Annotated in this window: 29 protein-coding genes; 1 reads left to right on the top strand and 28 read right to left on the bottom strand. The window is 47.9% G+C overall.

The annotated features are described in order from the left end of the window. Positions 1 to 2 precede the first annotated feature (2 nt). From OQ371_RS08865 to eno, 4 genes are all read right to left on the bottom strand, one after another. Positions 3 to 953 carry a UTP--glucose-1-phosphate uridylyltransferase gene (locus OQ371_RS08865; RefSeq protein WP_265993410.1) on the bottom strand — a complete coding sequence of 317 codons (951 nt, stop codon included), beginning with the start codon at positions 951 to 953 and terminating at the stop codon, positions 3 to 5. 163 nt (positions 954 to 1,116) lie between these two features. Then, positions 1,117 to 1,644, bottom strand: a complete 528-nt coding sequence (locus OQ371_RS08860; protein ID WP_265993409.1) for a low molecular weight protein-tyrosine-phosphatase — start codon at positions 1,642 to 1,644, stop codon at positions 1,117 to 1,119. A 40-nt stretch (positions 1,645 to 1,684) separates the two neighbouring features. Then, a complete protein-coding gene (locus tag OQ371_RS08855; protein WP_265993408.1) occupies positions 1,685 to 1,996 on the bottom strand; it encodes an FtsB family cell division protein in 312 nt (103 codons plus the stop codon). Positions 1,997 to 2,061: 65 nt separating this feature from the next. Then, positions 2,062 to 3,339, bottom strand: coding sequence for a phosphopyruvate hydratase (gene eno / locus OQ371_RS08850; RefSeq protein ID WP_265993407.1), 1,278 nt, complete (start codon positions 3,337 to 3,339; stop codon positions 2,062 to 2,064). Positions 3,340 to 3,693: 354 nt separating this feature from the next. Here eno and OQ371_RS08845 point away from each other — a divergent pair, with 354 nt between their 5' ends. Beyond that, a complete protein-coding gene (locus tag OQ371_RS08845) occupies positions 3,694 to 6,516 on the top strand; it encodes a hybrid sensor histidine kinase/response regulator transcription factor (protein ID WP_265993406.1) in 2,823 nt (940 codons plus the stop codon). A gap of 293 nt (positions 6,517 to 6,809) precedes the next feature. On the opposite strand, the gene OQ371_RS08840 is transcribed toward OQ371_RS08845, so the two are convergent. The 24 genes from OQ371_RS08840 to rplP form a co-directional block, all read right to left on the bottom strand. Next, entirely contained in the window at positions 6,810 to 8,006 is a 1,197-nt protein-coding gene (locus OQ371_RS08840) for an acetyltransferase domain-containing protein (protein ID WP_265993405.1), read from the bottom strand. Between the two features lie 96 nt (positions 8,007 to 8,102). Beyond that, complete coding sequence (carA, locus tag OQ371_RS08835) at positions 8,103 to 9,218, bottom strand: glutamine-hydrolyzing carbamoyl-phosphate synthase small subunit (protein WP_265993404.1); 1,116 nt, start codon at positions 9,216 to 9,218, stop codon at positions 8,103 to 8,105. A gap of 223 nt (positions 9,219 to 9,441) precedes the next feature. Next, complete coding sequence (gene rplQ, locus OQ371_RS08830) at positions 9,442 to 10,044, bottom strand: 50S ribosomal protein L17 (protein ID WP_265993403.1); 603 nt, start codon at positions 10,042 to 10,044, stop codon at positions 9,442 to 9,444. 4 nt (positions 10,045 to 10,048) lie between these two features. Continuing rightward, entirely contained in the window at positions 10,049 to 11,038 is a 990-nt protein-coding gene (locus OQ371_RS08825) for a DNA-directed RNA polymerase subunit alpha (protein WP_265993402.1), read from the bottom strand. A gap of 103 nt (positions 11,039 to 11,141) precedes the next feature. Then, positions 11,142 to 11,747, bottom strand: coding sequence for a 30S ribosomal protein S4 (rpsD, locus tag OQ371_RS08820; RefSeq protein ID WP_265993401.1), 606 nt, complete (start codon positions 11,745 to 11,747; stop codon positions 11,142 to 11,144). Between the two features lie 114 nt (positions 11,748 to 11,861). Then, positions 11,862 to 12,257, bottom strand: coding sequence for a 30S ribosomal protein S11 (rpsK, locus tag OQ371_RS08815; RefSeq protein WP_265993400.1), 396 nt, complete (start codon positions 12,255 to 12,257; stop codon positions 11,862 to 11,864). An 84-nt stretch (positions 12,258 to 12,341) separates the two neighbouring features. Then, entirely contained in the window at positions 12,342 to 12,719 is a 378-nt protein-coding gene (rpsM, locus tag OQ371_RS08810) for a 30S ribosomal protein S13 (RefSeq protein ID WP_111626198.1), read from the bottom strand. Positions 12,720 to 12,728: 9 nt separating this feature from the next. Beyond that, complete coding sequence (rpmJ, locus tag OQ371_RS08805) at positions 12,729 to 12,845, bottom strand: 50S ribosomal protein L36 (protein WP_038119933.1); 117 nt, start codon at positions 12,843 to 12,845, stop codon at positions 12,729 to 12,731. 57 nt (positions 12,846 to 12,902) lie between these two features. Further along, on the bottom strand, positions 12,903 to 13,121 hold the full coding sequence (gene infA / locus OQ371_RS08800) for a translation initiation factor IF-1 (protein WP_038119936.1): 219 nt from the start codon (positions 13,119 to 13,121) through the stop codon (positions 12,903 to 12,905). Positions 13,122 to 13,124: 3 nt separating this feature from the next. After that, positions 13,125 to 13,937, bottom strand: a complete 813-nt coding sequence (map, locus tag OQ371_RS08795; RefSeq protein WP_265993399.1) for a type I methionyl aminopeptidase — start codon at positions 13,935 to 13,937, stop codon at positions 13,125 to 13,127. Positions 13,938 to 13,946: 9 nt separating this feature from the next. Continuing rightward, positions 13,947 to 15,260 carry a preprotein translocase subunit SecY gene (gene secY, locus OQ371_RS08790; protein WP_265993398.1) on the bottom strand — a complete coding sequence of 438 codons (1,314 nt, stop codon included), beginning with the start codon at positions 15,258 to 15,260 and terminating at the stop codon, positions 13,947 to 13,949. Between the two features lie 84 nt (positions 15,261 to 15,344). Further along, positions 15,345 to 15,791, bottom strand: a complete 447-nt coding sequence (rplO, locus tag OQ371_RS08785) for a 50S ribosomal protein L15 (protein WP_265993397.1) — start codon at positions 15,789 to 15,791, stop codon at positions 15,345 to 15,347. Positions 15,792 to 15,795: 4 nt separating this feature from the next. Further along, the gene (gene rpmD / locus OQ371_RS08780) at positions 15,796 to 15,975 is read right to left on the bottom strand and encodes a 50S ribosomal protein L30 (RefSeq protein WP_265993396.1); all 180 of its coding nucleotides are present in this window, start codon (positions 15,973 to 15,975) and stop codon (positions 15,796 to 15,798) included. A 24-nt stretch (positions 15,976 to 15,999) separates the two neighbouring features. Beyond that, complete coding sequence (rpsE, locus tag OQ371_RS08775) at positions 16,000 to 16,515, bottom strand: 30S ribosomal protein S5 (protein WP_111626193.1); 516 nt, start codon at positions 16,513 to 16,515, stop codon at positions 16,000 to 16,002. An 8-nt stretch (positions 16,516 to 16,523) separates the two neighbouring features. Beyond that, the gene (gene rplR / locus OQ371_RS08770) at positions 16,524 to 16,880 is read right to left on the bottom strand and encodes a 50S ribosomal protein L18 (protein ID WP_265993395.1); all 357 of its coding nucleotides are present in this window, start codon (positions 16,878 to 16,880) and stop codon (positions 16,524 to 16,526) included. A 38-nt stretch (positions 16,881 to 16,918) separates the two neighbouring features. Continuing rightward, the gene (gene rplF / locus OQ371_RS08765; protein WP_265993394.1) at positions 16,919 to 17,476 is read right to left on the bottom strand and encodes a 50S ribosomal protein L6; all 558 of its coding nucleotides are present in this window, start codon (positions 17,474 to 17,476) and stop codon (positions 16,919 to 16,921) included. Positions 17,477 to 17,485: 9 nt separating this feature from the next. After that, positions 17,486 to 17,884: a 30S ribosomal protein S8 gene (gene rpsH, locus OQ371_RS08760; protein WP_265993393.1), complete on the bottom strand. Its 399-nt coding sequence runs from the start codon at positions 17,882 to 17,884 to the stop codon at positions 17,486 to 17,488. Between the two features lie 86 nt (positions 17,885 to 17,970). Continuing rightward, complete coding sequence (gene rpsN, locus OQ371_RS08755) at positions 17,971 to 18,240, bottom strand: 30S ribosomal protein S14 (RefSeq protein ID WP_134032179.1); 270 nt, start codon at positions 18,238 to 18,240, stop codon at positions 17,971 to 17,973. Between the two features lie 20 nt (positions 18,241 to 18,260). Beyond that, complete coding sequence (rplE, locus tag OQ371_RS08750) at positions 18,261 to 18,815, bottom strand: 50S ribosomal protein L5 (RefSeq protein WP_265993392.1); 555 nt, start codon at positions 18,813 to 18,815, stop codon at positions 18,261 to 18,263. 37 nt (positions 18,816 to 18,852) lie between these two features. Then, entirely contained in the window at positions 18,853 to 19,191 is a 339-nt protein-coding gene (gene rplX / locus OQ371_RS08745; protein WP_265993391.1) for a 50S ribosomal protein L24, read from the bottom strand. A gap of 2 nt (positions 19,192 to 19,193) precedes the next feature. Next, positions 19,194 to 19,562 carry a 50S ribosomal protein L14 gene (rplN, locus tag OQ371_RS08740; RefSeq protein ID WP_134032187.1) on the bottom strand — a complete coding sequence of 123 codons (369 nt, stop codon included), beginning with the start codon at positions 19,560 to 19,562 and terminating at the stop codon, positions 19,194 to 19,196. 2 nt (positions 19,563 to 19,564) lie between these two features. After that, positions 19,565 to 19,828 carry a 30S ribosomal protein S17 gene (gene rpsQ / locus OQ371_RS08735; RefSeq protein WP_265993390.1) on the bottom strand — a complete coding sequence of 88 codons (264 nt, stop codon included), beginning with the start codon at positions 19,826 to 19,828 and terminating at the stop codon, positions 19,565 to 19,567. 17 nt (positions 19,829 to 19,845) lie between these two features. After that, entirely contained in the window at positions 19,846 to 20,040 is a 195-nt protein-coding gene (gene rpmC, locus OQ371_RS08730) for a 50S ribosomal protein L29 (RefSeq protein WP_265993389.1), read from the bottom strand. A gap of 65 nt (positions 20,041 to 20,105) precedes the next feature. Then, positions 20,106 to 20,534 (bottom strand): 50S ribosomal protein L16, encoded by a 429-nt coding sequence (rplP, locus tag OQ371_RS08725; RefSeq protein ID WP_265993388.1) that lies wholly within the window; start codon positions 20,532 to 20,534, stop codon positions 20,106 to 20,108. Positions 20,535 to 20,570 lie beyond the last annotated feature (36 nt).

The raw sequence follows: 20,570 nt of genomic DNA, 5'->3' as shown, positions 1-20,570 counted from the left end.
GATCAGACAGTTCGGCTGTTTGCTTCGGCCAGTAATTCGACCATCGTTGACAAGATTTCGCCGTGGGCTTCACCGGCCAGCCCCAAGGCAATCTGCGCCCGCAACAGACCGTGTTTCCGGCTTAAATCGTAGCGATTTCCCTTCACTTCCAGCGCCAGGTAAGTTTCGGTTTCGGCCAGTTCCTGGAGTGCGGGGGTCAGTAAAATATTACCGCCGTCCTGATCGATGTATTTTTTCAAAATATCGAAAACCGCGGGGGTAAAGACGTGCATCCCGAAAAAGCAGAGGTAGTAACCGGCCCGCAATCCGGGCGTCTGCAGTTCAAGTTCGGCCACGCTCAGCGACGGTTTTTCAATGATTTTTTCAATCTGGTAAACGCCCGACTGGTTGGAAAGCTGCTTGCCGGTGAGCGTTCCGTAGCGCCCGATCTGGTGTTCGATGGTGGGATTGACGGCCGAAACCGAACAATTTTCCTGAGAAGCCAGCTCCATCAACTGGGCTACGCAACTTTTCTGAGACAGGTTGGAGACGTAGAGGTAGTCGCCCAGAAGCAGCAGAAACGGCTCGTTATTGACGAATTCCCGGGCGCAATACACGGCATGACCGTAACCCAGCGGTTCTTTCTGTTCGGCAAACTGAATCCGGCTGATCAGGTGATCGATTTTTTCGGCTTCCTTTTTGGCCCAGTCAACTCCTTTGAAGGAATGAAAGAGATTATCCCGCAGGGAAGCAAAGGCTTTGAGATACCGGTCACCGTCGCCGGGCGCGCAAACCACGCACAACTCTTCAATGCCGCTGCTGAATGCCTCTTCAGCAATAATCTGGATAACGGGTTTGTGCAGGCCATCGGTATCGATTACCGGCAGCATGGCTTTCTGAATGGTATCGGCAACCGGATACAACCGTTCACCCCGGGCAGCCGCCGTGATGACGGCTTTTTTAATTCGCATCATATAATCGGAATCGTTTCAGGCTTAATCGTTGTATAGTTTCAGCAAATCACTTACCAAATTATGTCAATCCAAGCCAATTTTTCGGACGAGGAAATATCTTTTACAAGCCATGCGCTTGTCCGTCCAAATGCCTGCTCTCTGTGAAATACGGCATAAAACCGGTTTATTCACGGATTTGCGGATCGGGCTGCGGCTGTAGCTGGTGCTGTTCAATCAGGTAGTTGAGCAAGTTTTCGCAGCTTCGGTGAACGATCTGGTAGACCTGTTCAAAAACCGCAGCGTCTTCGTAATACGGGTCCGGTACGTTCAAACCGCCCGAGCTGTTATCCGGCAACGGATCGAATTCCCGCAGCAGAACGGTATTGTCTTCGCTGTAAAGGCCGGTACTGCGATGGCTAAAATACTGAATGGCTTCGTAATTTGATTCGTCCATAGCCACCAGGTAATCAAACGTCGAGAGGTCTTCCCCGGCCAGCCGGCGGGCACGGTGGGTCAGCTTAATACCGTGTTCGAGGGCATTTTCGCGGGTTCGGCGGTCGGGCAGATCACCGATGTGGTAGGAAGATGTACCGGCGGAGTCGCACTGGATCGATGCCTCCAGACCCCGCTCTTTAATGAAGTGTTTAAAGACTCCCTCCGCCAGCGGGGATCGGCAAATGTTACCCAAACAAACAAAGAGGACGTTAATCATAATGATGAAGTGGGAACAGGAATCGATGAACAGTTCATCATTATTTTTCTAACAATTCGTTTTTCTCATCGACCAACACGTAAACGTCTTCATTGGGCTTTTTCATGAAGTAGTTTTCGCGGGCGTACTTCTCCTGCAAGCGGGTATTGCCCAGCAATGACTTACGCTGCTCTTCCACTTCCGCGATTTTCTCGTCATAGTACACCCGATCGGCTTCCAGATCCCGCAATTTCATACTGTTCTTGAATTGCGAAATAATGTCGTTGGTGTCAAAAAACGCCATCCAGATGAACAAACCCAAGCCGGTGGCTACATAGAAATTCTTGGCGATTCGGAGGATTTTGTTGAACATCTTTGCTGATGGATTAGGCTTAAATCAGAAAACCCCCAACCGCAGACCGGTTGGGGGTAATCAAATTACATGTTGATGCCGGGGAAGTAAGCGGTATCACCGAGTTCCTCCTCGATTCGCAGCAACTGGTTGTATTTCGCCATCCGATCCGAACGGGAAGCGGAACCCGTTTTGATCTGACCGGTATTCAACGCAACGGCCAGGTCGGCAATGGTCGCGTCTTCGGTTTCGCCGGAGCGGTGCGACATGATGTTTTTGTATGAATTGCGTTTCGCTAGGTTAACGGTGTTGATGGTTTCCGTCAGCGAACCGATCTGGTTTACCTTCACCAGAACGGCGTTGGCAATTCCCTGGTCGATGCCCTGCTGCAAACGGGTTACGTTCGTTACGAACAGGTCGTCGCCCACCAGCTGGGTTTTCTTGCCAATCAGTTCGGTCTGTTGTTTCCAGCCGTTCCAGTCGTCTTCGGCCATACCGTCTTCGATGGAAATAATCGGATATTTCTCAACCCATTCTTTCCAGTAGTTTGCCATTTCGGACGAGCTCAACTTGTCACCCGTCGATTTTTTGAAGTGGTATACTCCTGACTCTGCCTCGTAGAACTCCGACGCAGCGGCATCCATGGCAATGTAAATATCCTGACCGGGCCGGTATCCCGCTTTCTCGATGGCTTGCAGAATGATCTGGATGGCTTCTTCGTTCGACGGGATGTTCGGGGCAAAGCCACCTTCATCACCCACGTTGGTGGACATGCCTTTGCCTTTCAGAACTTTTTTCAGCGAGTGGAACACTTCCGTTCCCCAGCGCAGCGCTTCTGAGAACGTCGGTGCGCCAACCGGCATAACCATGAATTCCTGGAAGTCGATGGAGTTGTCAGCGTGGCTACCTCCGTTCAGGATGTTCATCATCGGAACCGGCAGAGTGTTGGCGTTGACGCCACCGATGTACCGGTACAACGGCAGACCGGCTTCCTGCGCAGCGGCTTTGGCAATGGCCATCGATACACCCAGAATGGCGTTGGCACCCAGCTTTCCTTTATTGGAAGTACCATCCAGTTCAATCATAATCCGGTCAATCAGGGTCTGATCAAACACGGATGACCCAACCAATTCCGGAAAAATCAGTTCATTGACGTTCTGAACGGCCTTCAATACGCCCTTGCCCACATACCGTTTCGGATCATCGTCGCGCAATTCGACGGCTTCGTGTGAGCCGGTTGAGGCCCCTGACGGAACGGCCGCCCGGCCCAGAAACCCGTTTTCGGTACGAACATCGACTTCCACGGTTGGGTTGCCTCTCGAATCCAGAATCTGTCTGGCATGAATGGACTGAATAATACTCATTGTGTCAGAAAAAGTTGGTTAATACTTATGTACAAAAAGAAACAAAGGAGTAGAAAACGTTCCGATACGGATTTTTATGCTATCTTCATTGAATCTTACGCCGTAGCACAATTTTGGCCCTGCAAAGTAAGCGATTTTTTCGGTTTGTAGGGAACGCCCTTTCAATTAAGCAATTCGTTATTACGGAATTATTACCCAAGGACGTTTTGGACACTCGACCCGGCTTTGGGCCTTAGCAGAACCTGGGCTATGCGACGTTTAGTACGGTTTCAAGACATCCTTCTTTTTTGCCTGAGTGCGTTTGGTTTAGGGGCATGGCCTACAGTTTGTTCCGCCCAGCAATCTGATCAAAACGTGGCGCAGAAGGGCCTCCTCGACCTGTCCTCTTACGCCTATCACTCCGACAAGGCGGTGGCCCTTACCGGACAATGGTTTTTTCGCTGGAATCAGTTTACCGACCCGGTCAGTCTCGTCAAAAGCCCAACCTATTTTACCGTCCCCGGCACCTGGCGCACTTACACCGGCAACCACCCCCTTTATCCGCGGGAGTTAGGTCACTGTACGTACGGCCTTCGGATACGGCTTCCGGAATCCAACCAAATCTGGTCGCTGCGAATCCCTCCAATCCGAACGGCCTACAAGCTGTATGTTAACAACCAACTGGTGGCTCTATCGGGGCAATTGGCACCCGGCCCAGCAACGAAACCCTGGACCGAATCAAAAGTGGTTTCCTTTCTAATTCCGGATCAAGAAGCCTTTATTCTGATCCACGTAGCCAATTACCATTTCGCCTACGGCGGACTGCGGAAACCTTTACAATTTGGTAACCCCTCCGTTATAACGCAGGACCGCGAGAAAAGTCTGCTGTTTTCGTCTTCCGTCATTGGCGCCCTTCTCATCATTGGCCTTTATCACCTTCTGCTGTACGCGCTTCGGCCCAGAGACAAGGCTCCATTGTTGTTCGGAATTCTTTGTCTGACGATTGCCTTGCGCGAACTTTTTACGGCCGAGACGGTATTCTTTCTTTTCTTTCCCGACGTTGACTGGGCGCTGGCTTTCAAAGCCTTGTATAGCACTTTTCCGATTGGAATCATTAGCCTGACGCTGTATCTGCACACGTTGTTTCCAACGCTGGTATCGCCCGTTGTCCGGCGAATCATTATTGTTATCAACCTGACCTTTCTGGCGTTGGTGGTATCCACCCCGGCTACCACGTACGCGGCCTGGGCTACTCTGATCAGTCCGCTGGCGGTTTTGGAATGCGGTTTTTTTCTGTGGATCGCCGTCCGGGCGGCACAACTGAAAAAAGAAGGTGGCCTGATTCTCCTCTGCGATATGGCCTTGCTGACGTTTTGCGTTCTCAACGACATCCTCCATCAGTCGCACGTAATTCACAGCTTTTTTTTACTGTCAAGCTCCCTGTTCATTTTTACGATCTGCCAGTCTTTGCTGCTGGCCATTCGGTTTTATACTTCATTCCGCAAAACCGAAGCATTGACGGTTGAACTACAAACGGCCAATCAAACCATTGAGCAAACCATTTTGCAACGACAGGACGCCGAGCAGCGCAAGGAAATGGAGGAAATGAAAACCCACTTTTTCTCGAACATTACCCACGAATTGCGAACACCGCTCACGCTGATTATTTCGCCCGTTGAACAGTGGCTCCAGACGCTTAGCAACCCTTCCGCAACGTTGGACAAAACTCCGTTGCAGAATACGCTGACGATGGTCAACCGCAACGCCCGCCGATTGTTGCAGTTGATCAATCAGTTACTGGACTTGTCGAAGCTGGATGCGGGTCATCTGAAAGTCCGCGAATTGCCGGGGAATCTAGCTGCTTTTCTGGATGATTTGGTCAATTCCTTTCAACTGACGGCGGAAGCGAAAGAGATCCGGTTGCATTTTGAACCCCTATTAATACCGGAACAAGTTCTGTTTGATGACGACAAATGGGGCAAAATCTGCTCCAACCTTGTTTCCAACGCCTTGAAGTATACGCCCAACGGGGGCAGCGTCTGGGTACGACTGGCAACCGAGCCGACAGGATTAAACGGTCATTTTGCGTTACGTCTGTCGGTAGCTGATACCGGTTATGGCATTGCTTCGGACCAGATACCGTATATTTTCAATCGTTTTTACCAAGGTGACGATTCCCGAAACCGGTCTTTTGAAGGAACCGGTATCGGCCTGGCGCTGGTCAAAGAATTAACAGATTTGCTCAACGGAAAATTAACCGTCGAAAGTCAGGTTGGCCGGGGTACAACCATTACCGCAACGTTTCCTGTTCGCCATCCTTACGCCGACCATCCGTTTCTGCATTCTCCGCTGCTCACCAATTTGCACAAAGCTGAAGCGCCGATCGCTACCAGTCCGCTTCCTACGGCTAAAATTTCGCCAAACGCCGGGGACCAGCAAGCCCCCTTTTTGCTGGTTGTTGAAGATAATGATGATCTACGCCAATTCATTGCTGAGCATCTCACTGGCGCCTATCGGGTAAAAACCGCTATCGACGGGCAGGAAGCCTGGCAAATCTGCCAGAAGGAGTTACCAGATCTGGTAATAAGTGACATTATGCTGCCGGTTCTGGATGGCTATCAATTCTGCCGCCTTATCCGGCAAACCGCCCTAACCAATCACATTGCCGTTATTCTTCTCACGGCAAAAGCCGCGGCAGAAAGTAAGATTGAAGGATTGACTGCGGGTGCCAATGATTACCTAACCAAACCCTTTGACCTGCTTGAATTGCAGCTTCGAGTGGATAACCTATTGCATTATCAGGCCACATTACGCGATTTTTATCGTTTGCAACTGACCAAACCGGCCGATGCCGCTCTCCCGGTACAGGACCACCCTTTTTTGAGCCAGCTTTATCAGACTCTTGAAAAACACCTCGACAATGCGACTTTAACCGTTGACGAATTAGCCCTGGAAGTGGGCATGAGTTCGCGCACCCTAAACCGTAAACTGGCTTCAGTATTGGGCATGACGGCGAGCGAGTTTATTCGCAACTACCGGTTACGCAAATCCGCCGAATTGCTAAAAGCCGGCCATTCCGTATCCGAAACGGCTTATCTGGTTGGTTTTGAGAGCCCTTCGTACTTTGGCCAGTGCTTCAAGGAACTATTTGCCTTATCTCCCAGCGACTATATCCGTAGTGTCTTGTCTGAAAATTAAGGGTATTTGTCTAAAAATTGCGATTGCGTCTATCTGAAATTTCGGAATATTGTATACTATTATTTTCTCTGCTCTCTTATGTTTTTAGGTACGAGCTAACGTAGTGCAGCGTAGCTCGTACATTCCCTTTCCGCCTTTTGCCAGCTACTCCATAGTGTTTCATATTCTTGCTGAGAAAGCTCGCCAACTGTACCTGTTCGCATTTCCCCCAAATGCCTGGGAACAAAACGTCAGTGTTTTTCTATACTTCTGAGATCCTCTAAAGCAATAACTTCCGGTGCAAAAACCCGAGCTCAAAGATAACTCCAGATGGGGTGACGGCTTTTTGCTTTAATTTGTCCGTACCATTCACAAAGCGGATACATGATCAGGACAACTCCTATCCATACTCCATACGTTATTCCCAGCGGCAACCCATGCTCCGGTACAACGCCCCCCATGCGGTTCTGAAAGTTGATTTCTGACCAGGCGACCCCATCCAACAGCAGCAACCCGATTGACAGCGCGTGGACCAAAAAAAAGTGTATAATAAAGTAGAAAAGCGGTACTCGACCATAGGTGATAAAAAATAACATCCAGTTCCCCCGCTTCCTTTCTAGTGCGCTCAAGAGCCAGACAACCGGTCCTAAAGTCATTAAAGCAAAAAGTAGCGACGGAGGATATTTGGTAACGTTGATAAACGAAAGAAGCGTAAATAACGGCGTTTTCTGTACCGACCACGGCGCCGGATCGCCGTAACGGTTTATCGCTCGAATCAAAATAAACGCGGTAACGCTGGCGATTCCTATCCAACGTAGCCATTTTCTGCGGTGCTCCGCATCAACGTCGCGGCTGTATAACGCTCCGAAACAGTAACCCACAATCAAAATGCCGATCCACGGCAGTACAGGATACATAATGAACACGATCTGGTTGGGCGATAGTGGAATGGCATTTGGCCGGTGTAGTATCGACCAGATAATATCCAAAGCGCTTCCCGCCGGAAACGACAGGGAATCCAGCGCGTTATGGCCGAGTAAAATAATCAGGCCAAGCCCCAAAAGTAGGTTTTGTGGTACTGTCAGCAGCACGCCCAGAACCACCATGCTCACGCCGGTCGCCCAGATGACTTCCAGCGCCAGAACGGAAAATGTGACATCAAACCATAAATTCAGGTTTACAACCGTCACCTCTAGAACGATCAGCCAGAGCCCGCGCGTAATCAGGAAAAACCGAAGTTGCGGCTTGCTCATTTTACGGCCCATCAAATACGCCGAAGTGCCGGCCAGAAAGACAAAGGCGGGGGCGCAAAAATGAGTTATCCAGCGCGTAAAAAATAGAATCGGGGAGGTCGTGTTTAAATCCGTTGCGTTGTAAAAGAAGCCGTTTCGATGAATGAAATCACGGGTATGATCCAACGCCATAACGACCATGACTAGCCCACGCACCACGTCGATGCTTAGGATACGGCTTGCAATCCGGCTTTGTGAAGGGGCAGTTGCGGGAATCATCGGTTTAGCTTAGTTCCCCTCCTAATTTAGTATTTAAATAAACCTGTGTTAAGCAAGACCGCATAAAAAAATCCGGCTCGCAGGCCGGATTTTTTATTATCGTGCTTCCACTTCAATGAGTTTCACAAAATCATCGAACAAGTACCGCGAATCGTGCGGCCCCGGTGAAGCTTCGGGGTGGTATTGCACCGAAAACGCCGGTCGATCTTTCCGACGAATTCCTTCGATGGTTTTATCATTCAGGTTGACGTGCGTCAGTTCAATATCCGCATTGTCCATTACTTCGTCAGCCCGCACCGCAAAACCGTGGTTTTGAGATGTTACTTCACAACGACCGGTGATCAGGTTTTTGACCGGATGGTTGAGTCCCCGGTGGCCGTTGTGCATTTTGTAGGTTGAAATACCGCTGGCCAGTGATAGAATCTGGTGGCCCAGGCAAATGCCAAATAGCGGCTTATCGGTTTCGAGCGCCTGCTTGACGGTTTCAACGGCGTACGGCATGGCTGCCGGATCACCTGGACCATTCGAGATAAAATAGCCGTTCGGGTTCCAAGCATTAATCTCTTCAAAGGGCGTTTTAGCCGGAAACACCCGACAATGAGCACCCCGACCAGCCAGGTTATTCAGGATACTTTTTTTGATGCCCAAATCCAGCACGGCCACTTTGAAGTCGGAAACGTTCGGATCGCCTACTTCATATATTTTTTTCGTACTCACTTCAGACGAAAGCTCCAGTCCTTCCATGTCCGGAATCTGGTGCAGGCGTTCCAGCAACACCGCGGGGTCCAGAATTTCGGAGGAGATGATGCAGTTCATTACACCCTTGTCCCGAATGTGCCGCACCACCTGACGAGTATCAATCCCGCTGATCCCGACGATATTTGCGCGTTCAAAGTACTCCTGCAACGAGGTATCAGCCGTATTCCGCGAATGAATTTGCGAGAAGAAGTTACAGACCATTCCCCGGATTGTTACATTACCCGACTCTTCTTCATCCCGGTATTGCACTCCGTAATTACCAATGTGCGAAGTGGTGTTAACAATCACCTGACCGTAATACGAAGGATCTGTATAAATCTCCTGATAGCCAGTCATGCCTGTGTTGAAGCATATTTCGCCACCCGCCGTTCCAATTTTACCAAGGGCCGTTCCTCTAAATACGGAACCATCTTTCAAAACCAATAAAGCAGCTGGTTGCTGAACCTGTTTCATGAATTGCTTTGGAGTTTCTGAGTTAAAAAAAAGGGTTAACCCATTACGGTTAACCCTCTGTTTTGTATGTGAGTTTGTTCTTCACAATAGTAAAACCAGCTCGACTGCTTTTTAGTTCGTAAGCCGTTAACTTATCAAGGTTAATACAGCAAACAGCAGTATCCGGTCGTGACCATGTCGTCGTATAGGCAGTGAATTTCAAAGCTATCCGGACTCTATGGCATTAAGATTTTGCTTCCTCGTCCGTTGATTCAGCTGAAGCTTCCGGAGTCTCCGGAGCTTTCTCTGCCGCTGGCTCTTCGGCCGGAACAGCCGCTTCGGCCGCCGGTGCTGCTTCTGCTGCTGGCGTCGCTTCAGCCACCGGGGTAGCTTCAGCAGTTTCGTCAGCTTTACGAGCGCCAGCGCTACGACGGCTACGGCGGGTACGGGTTGCTTTCTGATCTTCAGTAGCTGCTGCTAATAACGTTTCGTTGAAGTCAACCAGCTCGATGATACAGGTTTCAGCGTTATCACCAATCCGGTTGCCCAGCTTAATGATACGGGTGTAGCCACCCGGGCGATTTGAAATCTTATCTGAAACAACGTTGAAAAGTTCTTTCATCGTCTCCTTATTCTGGAGGTATGAGAAAACAACCCGACGATTTTGGTACGAATCGTTTTTAGCGCGGGTCAGCAGCGGTTCAACGTATTTCCGCAGCTCTTTCGCCTTCGCAACCGTTGTTTCAATACGCTTGCTCAGAATTAGCGAGGACGCCATGTTCGACAGCATAGCTGCACGGTGTGAATAGGTCCTGCCAAGATGATTATTTTTTTTACCGTGTCTCATGGTATTAGTCCTCGTCTAATCTGTATTTGGAAATGTCCATGCCGAAGGTCAGATTCTTTTCGGCAACCAACTGCTCAAGCTCAGTCAGCGACTTCTTACCGAAGTTTCTAAATTTCATCATGTCTGAAATCTCCAGTTTCACCAGATCGCCCAGTGATTTTACGTCGGCAGATTTCAAACAGTTGTAAGCGCGTACGGACAGATCAAGATCGGCCAGCGGAGTCTTTAACAGCTTCCGCATGTGCAGCATTTCTTCATCTACTACGTTGTCTTCCTCAGCTTTCGCGGTTTCAAACGTCATCGTTTGATCCGAGAATAACATAAAGTGCTGAATCAGGATCGTAGCCGCACCTTTCAGGGCTTCTTCCGGGTGAATAGAACCGTCCGTTTCAATGTCAAGCAGCAACCGCTCATAGTCAGTTTTTTGCTCAACCCGCGTGTTTTCAACACTATAACGTACGTTTTTGATCGGCGTGTAAATTGCATCGATTGGAATGTGACCGAACGGCAATTCGTTGGCACGTGGTTCGTCAGCCGGGATATAGCCACGACCTTTTTCCACGTAGATTTCCATTTCCAATTCACGCGTATCATCAATGTGGCAAATCTCCAGATCGGGATTCAACACCTCGAATGACGCTGAGAATTTAGATATATCACCAGCCTTTAACACCGACTGATTCTTAATCGTAACGGTAATTTTGTTGTCGACCATGTCCGAAACCTTCTTGAACCGCACCATTTTCAGGTTCAGAATGATCTCGGTAACATCCTCAACGACGCCTTCTATTGAAGAGAATTCATGCAGTACGCCAGGGAACCGTACGCTGGTGATGGCATAGCCCTCCAGCGATGACAGCAGAATTCTCCGCAACGCATTCCCTATGGTCACGCCATAGCCCTTTTCGAGTGGCTTGAACTCAAACAACCCGTGAAAGTCGTCAGCTCGCTCCATGACAACTTTATCGGGCATTTGGAACGCTAATATTGACATACGATTTTGTTGTTAACAGTTCAAATAAAATGTGTAGTATACCATTTCCAGTTTGTTACTGCTTTCATGACTCACCAGAGCAGTAACCTGAAAACCGCAACTATTATTTCGAATATAATTCGACAACTAACTGCTCGTTGACGTTCTCAGGAATCTGATCACGCTCCGGGTAGTTCGTGAACTTGCCCTGCAGTTGTTGTTGATCCCATTCTAACCAGTTGTAGCGTTTAGCACCGCGGGTGCTCAAGCTCGCAGAGACGGCTTCGAGTGATTTTGATTTCTCACGAACGCTGATCAACTGACCGGGCTTCAATGAATAAGAAGCTATATTTACCACTTCGCCATCAACGGCAATGTGTTTGTGTGATACCAATTGACGGGCGGCCCGACGCGTTGGAGCAATGCCCAAACGATAAACTGTATTATCCAGACGTGCTTCGCAAAGTTTCAGCAGGTTTTCACCCGTAATTCCCTCTTTCACAACGGCCCGGTGGAATAAGCCCCGGAACTGACGCTCCAGAATACCGTAGATATACTTTACTTTTTGTTTTTCCTGCAACTGAACAGCATATTCTGACTGTTTCCGTTTGCGGCCACGTCCGTGTTGACCAGGACCATAGGCTTTCTTTTGTAATGCTTTGCTGGGGCCGAGGATTGGCTCACCAAATTTGCGGGAGATTTTGGCCTTGGGGCCGGTGTATCTTGCCATTTGTAACGTAAATAATGAATAACGAAAAAGAACAGACACAACCTAATGTCGCCTGTCCGTATTCATTGATGGAGCAGCTTCTTAACAGTGAACTGCATAACTGAACAATATTGATTAAACGCGACGGCGTTTGGGGGGGCGGCAACCGTTGTGGGGCAACGGAGTGATATCTTTGATCGACGTCACTTCAATACCAGAGTTCTGGATAGTACGGATAGCCGATTCACGGCCTGAACCCGGTCCTTTAACAAAAACTTCGGCTTTGCGCATTCCTAGGTCATGCGCTACCGTGGCGCAGTTCTGAGCAGCAGTCTGTGCGGCATACGGCGTGTTCTTCTTTGAGCCTTTAAAGCCCATTTTACCTGCCGACGCCCAAGAGATTACCTGGCCGGAACTGTTAGTAATAGAAATGATGATGTTGTTGAACGAAGCCCGGATGTGAACCTGACCAACAGGTTCAACCACTACTACCCGTTTTTTCGCTTTATCCTTGCGTTTTGCCTGAGCCATTGTTAGTTGATCGTTTAACGTTCAAAGTCTAAGCTTTAAAAGCACAACGGCTTGTAAAACCTAAACTTCAAACTTTAAACCTTATTATTTAGTTGCTTTCTTCTTGTTCGCTACGGTCTTACGTTTACCTTTCCGCGTACGAGAGTTATTCTTCGTATGCTGTCCACGAACCGGCAAACCTTTCCGGTGCCGAAGGCCCCGGTAACATCCGATGTCCATCAGACGTTTGATGTTCAGTTGGACCTCAGATTTCAGCGCACCTTCTACTTTGTATTCTCCGCTGATGATGGTCCGAATGGCGTTTGACTCTTCGTCATTCCATTCGCTAACCTTTTTGTCAACAGAAACGCCTGCTCTGTTTAAAATCGTCTGCGCTGAACTACGGCCAATGCCAAAGATGTAGGTCAACGCAATTTCACCGCGCTTCCGGTCGGGAATATCAACCCCTGCGATACGTGCCATATTCAGTGATTATCCTTGTCTTTGTTTGTATCTTGGATTCTTTTTGTTAATAACGTAAAGTTTGCCCTTCCGGCGAATCACTTTACATTCAGCGCTGCGCTTTTTAATAGACGCTTTGACTTTCATGGTTTCCCTTCGTTTAAGATCTACTGCTCGGTCTCAAAAATTGCTTAACGCCAAGCGTTATTTATATCGATAAACAATTCGTGCTTTTGTCAGATCATACGGTGACATCTCCAACTTTACGCGGTCACCCGGCAAAATCTTAATGTAATTCATCCGCATTTTCCCAGAAATGTGAGCAATTACTTCATGCTTATTTTCGAGTTGTACACGAAACATCGCATTGGAGAGTGCTTCTACAATGGTACCGTCTTGTTCGATGGATGTCTGTTTTGCCATTCGTTACATTATGGTCGCTTCAGCGGCTTCAACCATTAAACTGGTGTTTGCCGTTACTTCTTCAATATATTGGAATGTGGTCAATATTTCCGGCTTTCCTTTTCGAATGGCTACCGAATGTTCAAAATGAGCAGACGGCTTACGGTCAGCAGTTCGAATGGTCCAGCCGTCTCTTTCCTGAACGATGTTTTTCTTTCCTAAGTTCACCATCGGCTCAATCGCCAGCACCATCCCCTCTTTAAGCTTAATTCCTTGACCTCGTTTACCGTAGTTGGGAACTTCGGGGCTTTCGTGCAGGCTTTTTCCAAGACCATGACCGACTAACTCTCGAACAACAGAATAACCAAACTTCTCTACGTAACTTTGTACGGCAAATCCAATATCACCAATCCGGTTTCCTTCCACAGCTTTCTCAATGCCGTAGTACAAAGATTGCTTCGTACGGACGAGCAAATCGCGGACTTCTGGACTAATTTCACCAATAGGATACGTGTAAGCGCTGTCACTATGGTATCCGTTAAGTTTCACTCCGCAATCAATCGAAATGATGTCCCCTTCCTTTAGTTCGTACTTGCTCGGAAATCCGTGCACAACGGTTTCATTCACGGAGATACACAGGGACGCCGGAAAATTGTTAAACCCTTTGAAGGAAGGAATACCGCCGTTATCACGAATATACTCTTCAGCCACGCGATCCAATTCCTTCGTCGTTACACCCGGACGAATCCGCTTAGCAACTTCAGCATGAGCTTTACCAAGAACCTGGCCGCTGATTCTCATCAACTCTATTTCGGCGTCTGATTTCAGGTAAATCATTTTCTTACCTTAGGCGGTTACACTTTCTGTGCGGCCCGTTACACGTCCTGACTTCATCAAGCCTTCGTAACGGCGCATCAAAAGATAACTTTCTATTTGCTGCAACGTATCCAGCACAACACCGACCATAATTAGCAGGGAGGTCCCTCCAAAGAACTGCGAGAAATTTCGCGTCATTCCCATCAGAGCAGCAATAGCAGGTAATATAGCTACTGTTGCCAACATCAATGCCCCTGGAAGGGTAATCCGGTCCAGTACCTGTCCAATGTATTCAGAGGTCATAAAACCAGGTTTAACACCCGGGATAAAACCTCCGCTCCGTTTCATATCATCCGCGATCTGATTCGGGTTGACTGAAATTGCCGTGTAAAAAAAGGTAAAGACAATGATCAATACGGCAAACAGCACATTGTACTGCCAAGACGTATAATCGGAGAAAACCGTCTGTACCGATCCCGCCAAATCACTTTTCTCAGCGAAGAAAGAGGCAACCAATGATGGTACGAACATCAAAGCCTGAGCAAAAATGATGGGCATCACACCGGCAGCGTTCAATTTCAGTGGTAAATATTGACGTTGACCACCCACTACTTTATTGCCAACTACTTGTTTTGCATATTGAATGGGTATCCGACGAACAGCCTGGGTCAGTACAACAGCGCCCATTACAACAAAGAAAAGAGCAACAATCTCTAGGACGAAGAGGAGTGCACCACCCGATCCACGGGATAAAGCTTCTCCGTAAACCGCGCCTGGAAAGCGAGACACAATGCCAATCATAATCAGCATGGAAATCCCGTTACCGATTCCCTTATCCGTAATCCGCTCACCTAACCACATACAGAAAATGGTGCCACCGGTCAGGATAAACACAGACACGATCCGAAACGTTGTTGGATTGATCATCACAGCTTCGTTCGGAATGGTCGTAGTCAAGTAAGTAATGGCCTGCGCAGCTGTAACGAAAATCGTTAACACCCGGGTGATTTGATTCAACCGTTTGCGACCCGACTCACCTTCCTTCTGCATTTTTTGGAAGTAAGGTAATGCTAGCGTTAGGAGCTGTATGGCAATCGATGCCGAGATATATGGCATAATTCCCAGCGCAAAGATTGATGCTTTACTAAAAGCTCCTCCCACAAAAATATCTACCAAACCTAACAACCCTTGCGGAGTCAGATTTAGTCTATCCGGATCAACACCGGGTAGTACGATCTGAGAGCCCAAGCGAAAAACCGTCACAAACAACAAGGTGTTGAGAATGCGGGTACGCAGTTCCTCAATCGAAAAAATATTCTGAAGGGTTGTGATTAATCGTTTCATTAGTGTATCAAGCTGCTCGTCCGAAAAAAGTCAACAAATTTACGAAAAAATATTGGCTAAATCTACTACGAACGAGCGAGCTGATTAGAGCTTAATTGCTTTACCGCCTGCTTTCTCAATAACCTCAATCGCTTTCTGCGAAAAGCTATGTGCTTTTACTTCGATTGCAGAAGACAATTCGCCCCGGCTCAAAATTTTTATTTTGTCGTTTTTACCGACTAAACCGTTTTGTAGCAACACATCAACATCGATCGAAGTAACACCAGCTTTTTCGATCAGTTGCTGAAGTGTATCCAGGTTAATTGGCTTATACTCAACCCGGTTAATATTTTTAAAGCCAAATTTCGGCACCCGGCGTTGCAAGGGCATTTGACCACCTTCGAAGTTTTTCTTCGCGCTGTAACCAGAACGCGATTGGGCGCCTTTATGGCCACGGGTGGACGTGCCACCCATGCCAGAACCCGTACCTCGACCTACTCGCTTGCGCTCCCGGACGGATCCTTGCGCAGGTTTAAGCGTATTCAGATTCATGAGATTAAATTTCTTCTACTTTAATTAAATGTTGTACTTTACGGATGATTCCACCGACTGCGTCATTGTATTCCAATGAAACGCTACGGTTGATTTTTCCCAGACCCAGCGACTGAATCGCTAGCTTCTGTGTTTTCGGCCGCTTAATGATGCTGCGAACCTGTGTGATTTTAATCCGTGCCATTTCTATTGCAGTTATAAAGGACGCTTATCCGTTGAAAACCTTACTCAGCTTCACTCCACGCTGAAATGCCACCTGATGCGGAGCCCGCATTTTCAGCAGCGCATCGATAGTCGCTTTAACTACGTTGTGCGGATTGGAAGAACCTTTTGATTTGGCCAATACATCGCGGATACCTGCGCTCTCCAGAACGGCACGCATAGCTCCACCAGCAATAACGCCTGTACCGGCTGAAGCAGGTTTCAGCAGGACAAAACCACCGCTGAATTTTCCTTCCATTTCGTGAGGAACTGTATGTTTCAGCAAAGGAACCTGTACCAGGTTCTTTTTCGCATCCTCAATTCCTTTAGCAATAGCATCCGTTACTTCGTTTGCTTTGCCCAGGCCGTAGCCAACCACACCGTTGCTGTCACCGACGACAACAATAGCGGCAAAGCTAAAACGCCGACCACCTTTCACCACCTTTGCAACGCGATTGATAGCTACCACGCGTTCCTTCAGGTCTGATTCGTTAACTTTAGCAGGTCTTGTGCTGGTTACCATTGTTTTGCTTAAAATTGAAGGCCGCCTTCTCTAGCACCGTCGGCCAAAGCTTTCACCTTACCATGATACAAATAACCGTTCCGATCAAAAACTACCTTGGTAATGCCGTTGGTAGTTGCTTTCTCCGCCAACGCTTGTCCGACTTGTTTTGCCGTGTCAACGTTGACGCCTTTTTTATCTTTGCCGTTAATATCAATTGAAGATGCACTCACCAGCGTGTGGCCTTTCTCATCATCAATGATTTGAGCATAAATCCGGGAGTTTGACCGGAACACTGATAATCTCGGCTGATCTGCCGTTCCGGATACTTTATTCCGAATATGTCTTTTAATGCGCAGTCTCCTGCTTTCTTTTGTGACAGCCATTTTCGCCTGTGCTTATTATATGGTTCACCTATTACTGCTTATTTCTTAGAAGCAGATTTACCAGCTTTACGACGGATTGCTTCGCCCACAAACCGGATACCTTTACCTTTGTACGGCTCCACTTTACGCAGGGACCGAATCTTGGCGGCTACATCACCGATCAGTTGCTTGTCAATCCCTTCCAGAATCACTTTCGGGTTTTGCCCTTTCTCCGTAACAGCCGTTACATTCAGCTCATTCGGAATCGCAACGTAAATATCGTGCGAATAACCTAAAGTCAACTGAAGGATATTGTTTGAGGCAACAGCTTTGTAACCGACCCCTACAATTTCAAGTTCAATCCGGTAACCCGTGCTAACGCCTGTTACCATGTTGTTTACCAGAGCGCGATACAATCCGTGTAGGGATTTAAAACGCTTCTGATCATTGGGACGAACCACTTTCAGTTCGCCGTCAGCGATTTCCAGTTTGATGTCCGGGTTGATGCTCTGCGACAGTGTTCCCTTCGGGCCTTTCACCGTAACTGTGTTACCGTTCTCGACCGAAACTGATACTTTCTCGGGCAGTGCAATGATTTTATTACCTACGCGTGACATAGTTTCTGATTAATATACGTAACACAATACCTCACCACCTACGTTCAGCGTCCGGGCTTCCTTGTCCGTCATAACTCCTTTTGAAGTAGAGACGATGGCGACACCTAGGCCGTTGAAGATGCGCGGAATGTCCGTAGCTCCTTTGTACTGACGCAGACCTGGACGGCTTACCCGCTGCAAGTCAACAATTGCTGGCTGTTTCGTTACAGGATTATACTTCAGCGCAATCTTGATACTTCCTTGGGGGCCTGTCTCATCGAACCGGTAGTTCTGGATGAAGCCTTTATCAAAGAGTACCTTAGTGATCTCCTTCTTTATATTGGAAGCAGGAATTTCGACGACCCGGTGCTTGGCGCGGATCGCATTTCTGATGCGAGTCAGATAATCTGCTATGGGATCAGTATTCATTTCCTCCTGATTAGTAACTGCAAGCCTTTTCAAACGGGCCTGCAAAATTAGGGAATTGTTTTGATAATCGCTAGATAGCGTAAAACTTACCAGCTTGACTTTGTTACACCCGGGATCTTACCAGCCGAGGCCATTTCGCGGAAGGTTACGCGGGAGATACCAAACTTCCGCATATACCCACGTGGGCGGCCTGTCAACTTACACCGATTGTGCAGGCGCACCGGAGAAGCGTTTTTCGGCAGTTTATCTAATCCGGCGTAATCACCAGCTGCTTTCAGTGCAGCACGCTTTGTAGCGTACTTTGCAACTAAGGCAATCCGCTTACGCTCTCTTGCTTTGATGGATTCTTTTGCCATGTTTTTAGTCGCGTTATGCGTTATTTTTTACCTCCGGCGAAGGGCATGCCCAACGCTTTCAATAATGCAAAGCTTTCTTCATCCGTGTTCGCCGTTGTAACGAACGTAATGTCCATTCCTGAAATCCGATTCACTTTGTCGATCGTAATTTCCGGAAAAATGATCTGCTCCTGAACACCGAACGTGTAGTTACCACGACCATCGAAGCCCTTGTCGCTGATTCCTTTGAAGTCACGAACGCGCGGTAGAGCAACAGCGGTCAGACGATCCAGGAACTCATACATCTTTTCTCCGCGCAGGGTAACTTTCGCCCCGATCGGCATTCCTTCACGCAGTTTGAAGTTAGAGACGGCTTTTTTCGCAATCGTCGGTACAGCCTTCTGACCTGTAATCATAGTCAGTTCATCTACACCTACATCTACTAATTTCTTATCTGCAACGGCGGCCCCAATCCCCTTGTTAACAACAATTTTGGACAGTTTCGGCACCTGCATGATGCTTTTGTACTGAAACTTTTCCTTCAGTTGGGACACGATTTCGTTCGTATATTTCTCTTTCAGTCTCGGAGTTGCCACTTTCGTACCTTGTTATACGTTCCTGATTCCTAATAAATTAGATAAAATTACCCGATTTCTTCGAGAATCGTTGCAACTTACCTTTATCGTTCAGTTTGCGGCCAGTCCGGGAAGGTTCGTTAGTCGTTGGATCAATGATCATCAGATTGCTGATGTGAATTGTTCCTTCACGCTTTTCCAAACTCCCCTGGGGGTTGGCTGCCGATGGTTTTACGTGTTTGGTGATCATATTCACTCCTTCAACCACGGCGCGTTGTTTATCGACCAAAACGCGCAATATCGTACCGGTTTGACCCTTCGAGTTACCGGAAATAACTTTGACAGTATCTCCTTTTTTGATGTGTAACTTCGCAGGTTTATCTGCTACATTCTTCATAGTTACAATACTTCTGGAGCTAAGGAAACGATTTTCATAAACTGCTTCTCGCGCAATTCACGGGCTACGGGCCCAAAAATGCGGGTGCCCCGGGGCTCGTCATTGTTGTTCAGCAGCACAGCCGCGTTATCTTCAAACCGGATGTACGACCCGTCTTTCCGGCGTACCTCCTTCTTAGTCCGAACGACTACCGCTTTGGAAACTGTCCCTTTCTTCATGTTACTTGAAGAAAGTGCCTGTTTTACCGTCACTACAATTTTATCTCCAACTGTAGCGAAACGCTTGCCGGTTCCACCCAGTACCCGGATGCAAAGTACTTCTTTGGCACCGCTGTTATCGGCTACGCCCAAACGTGATTCTTGCTGGATCATGATTACTTCGCCTTTTCAATGATTTCGACTAACCGCCAACATTTGTTCTTGCTCAACGGACGGGTCTCCATAATGCGAACGGTATCTCCGATTCCGCACTCATTTTTCTCGTCGTGGGCCATGAACTTCTTCGTACGGTGCATAAATTTCCCATAAATTGGGTGCTGCACTTTCCGATCGACCGCAACTGTAATGGATTTTTCCATTTTGTTGCTGACCACTTTACCAATTCTTTCTTTTCTTAGATTTCTTCCTTGCTGCTCCATGAGTCAATACCGTTAAATTAGCTGGCTTTTTGTTTACTAGTCAGCTCGGTCAGTAATTGAGCAATCAGTTTTCGCGTTGTGCGAATTCGCAACGGGTTTTCGATTGGCGAAATAGCGTGCGCAAACTTTAACTTTTGCAAGCGATCTTTTTCAGCCGCTACCTGCTCATTCAATTGTTCAACCGTCAGCGACTTAATCTCGTTCTTTTTCATGACTGAATTTTGTTGGTAGTTGCCCGTTTTGGGATTCATTCCTTAACTGGCAACCTTTTCCCGAGTTAGCCTTCTGTTTCTTGATAATCCCGACGAACAACGAATCTTGTTTTGATCGGCAGCTTTTGTGCTGCTAACCGCAGGGCCTCATTTGCCACATCCAGCGGTACGCCGGTTGCTTCAAACAAAATCGTACCGGGCTTAATGGTAGCTACCCAATATTCGGGAGCACCTTTCCCTTTACCCATCCGTACTTCGGCAGGCTTTTTCGTAATTACTTTATCGGGGAAGATCCGAATCCATACTTGGCCTTCTCGTTTCATAGCGCGGGTTACGGAAATACGAGCCGCTTCAATTTGACGGGCTGTAATCCAACCGGGTTCCAGCGACTTGATGGCAAACGATCCGAAAGCGATTTGGTGACCACGTCCGGCGACGCCTTTAACCCGGCCTTTCTGCTGCTTACGAAACTTGGTTCTTTTTGGTTGTAACATCTTTAGTCGTATCTAAAGGACGCTGCTATAGCTGAC

The sequence above is a fragment of the Larkinella insperata genome (assembly GCF_026248825.1).
Lineage (GTDB): Bacteria > Bacteroidota > Bacteroidia > Cytophagales > Spirosomataceae > Larkinella > Larkinella insperata.
This window is presented reverse-complemented; position numbering and strand designations above follow the sequence as displayed.

What these genes read in the sequence shown, in the direction of transcription:
- rplX (WP_265993391.1), bottom strand. Translation starts at nt 19,191, where the DNA reads ATGAAGAATGTAGCAGATAAACCTGCGAAGTTACACATCAAAAAAGGA.
- rplO (WP_265993397.1), bottom strand. Translation starts at nt 15,791, where the DNA reads ATGAATCTGAATACGCTTAAACCTGCGCAAGGATCCGTCCGGGAGCGC.
- rpsH (WP_265993393.1), bottom strand. Translation starts at nt 17,884, where the DNA reads ATGAATACTGATCCCATAGCAGATTATCTGACTCGCATCAGAAATGCG.
- rplN (WP_134032187.1), bottom strand. Translation starts at nt 19,562, where the DNA reads ATGATCCAGCAAGAATCACGTTTGGGCGTAGCCGATAACAGCGGTGCC.
- infA (WP_038119936.1), bottom strand. Translation starts at nt 13,121, where the DNA reads ATGGCAAAACAGACATCCATCGAACAAGACGGTACCATTGTAGAAGCA.
- rpsD (WP_265993401.1), bottom strand. Translation starts at nt 11,747, where the DNA reads ATGGCAAGATACACCGGCCCCAAGGCCAAAATCTCCCGCAAATTTGGT.
- rpmJ (WP_038119933.1), bottom strand. Translation starts at nt 12,845, where the DNA reads ATGAAAGTCAAAGCGTCTATTAAAAAGCGCAGCGCTGAATGTAAAGTG.
- rpsK (WP_265993400.1), bottom strand. Translation starts at nt 12,257, where the DNA reads ATGGCTCAGGCAAAACGCAAGGATAAAGCGAAAAAACGGGTAGTAGTG.
- secY (WP_265993398.1), bottom strand. Translation starts at nt 15,260, where the DNA reads ATGAAACGATTAATCACAACCCTTCAGAATATTTTTTCGATTGAGGAA.
- rplQ (WP_265993403.1), bottom strand. Translation starts at nt 10,044, where the DNA reads ATGAGACACGGTAAAAAAAATAATCATCTTGGCAGGACCTATTCACAC.
- rpmC (WP_265993389.1), bottom strand. Translation starts at nt 20,040, where the DNA reads ATGAAAAAGAACGAGATTAAGTCGCTGACGGTTGAACAATTGAATGAG.
- rpsM (WP_111626198.1), bottom strand. Translation starts at nt 12,719, where the DNA reads ATGGCACGTATCGCAGGGGTTGATATTCCCGACCGGAAGCGCGGTGAA.
- rpsN (WP_134032179.1), bottom strand. Translation starts at nt 18,240, where the DNA reads ATGGCAAAAGAATCCATCAAAGCAAGAGAGCGTAAGCGGATTGCCTTA.
- rplP (WP_265993388.1), bottom strand. Translation starts at nt 20,534, where the DNA reads ATGTTACAACCAAAAAGAACCAAGTTTCGTAAGCAGCAGAAAGGCCGG.
- rplF (WP_265993394.1), bottom strand. Translation starts at nt 17,476, where the DNA reads ATGTCACGCGTAGGTAATAAAATCATTGCACTGCCCGAGAAAGTATCA.
- OQ371_RS08840 (WP_265993405.1), bottom strand. Translation starts at nt 8,006, where the DNA reads ATGATTCCCGCAACTGCCCCTTCACAAAGCCGGATTGCAAGCCGTATC.
- rpsQ (WP_265993390.1), bottom strand. Translation starts at nt 19,828, where the DNA reads ATGGAGCAGCAAGGAAGAAATCTAAGAAAAGAAAGAATTGGTAAAGTG.
- rpsE (WP_111626193.1), bottom strand. Translation starts at nt 16,515, where the DNA reads ATGGTAACCAGCACAAGACCTGCTAAAGTTAACGAATCAGACCTGAAG.
- OQ371_RS08860 (WP_265993409.1), bottom strand. Translation starts at nt 1,644, where the DNA reads ATGATTAACGTCCTCTTTGTTTGTTTGGGTAACATTTGCCGATCCCCG.
- OQ371_RS08855 (WP_265993408.1), bottom strand. Translation starts at nt 1,996, where the DNA reads ATGTTCAACAAAATCCTCCGAATCGCCAAGAATTTCTATGTAGCCACC.
- rpmD (WP_265993396.1), bottom strand. Translation starts at nt 15,975, where the DNA reads ATGGCACGGATTAAAATCACACAGGTTCGCAGCATCATTAAGCGGCCG.
- map (WP_265993399.1), bottom strand. Translation starts at nt 13,937, where the DNA reads ATGATTTACCTGAAATCAGACGCCGAAATAGAGTTGATGAGAATCAGC.
- carA (WP_265993404.1), bottom strand. Translation starts at nt 9,218, where the DNA reads ATGAAACAGGTTCAGCAACCAGCTGCTTTATTGGTTTTGAAAGATGGT.
- rplR (WP_265993395.1), bottom strand. Translation starts at nt 16,880, where the DNA reads ATGGCTGTCACAAAAGAAAGCAGGAGACTGCGCATTAAAAGACATATT.
- eno (WP_265993407.1), bottom strand. Translation starts at nt 3,339, where the DNA reads ATGAGTATTATTCAGTCCATTCATGCCAGACAGATTCTGGATTCGAGA.
- OQ371_RS08825 (WP_265993402.1), bottom strand. Translation starts at nt 11,038, where the DNA reads ATGTCAATATTAGCGTTCCAAATGCCCGATAAAGTTGTCATGGAGCGA.
- OQ371_RS08865 (WP_265993410.1), bottom strand. Translation starts at nt 953, where the DNA reads ATGATGCGAATTAAAAAAGCCGTCATCACGGCGGCTGCCCGGGGTGAA.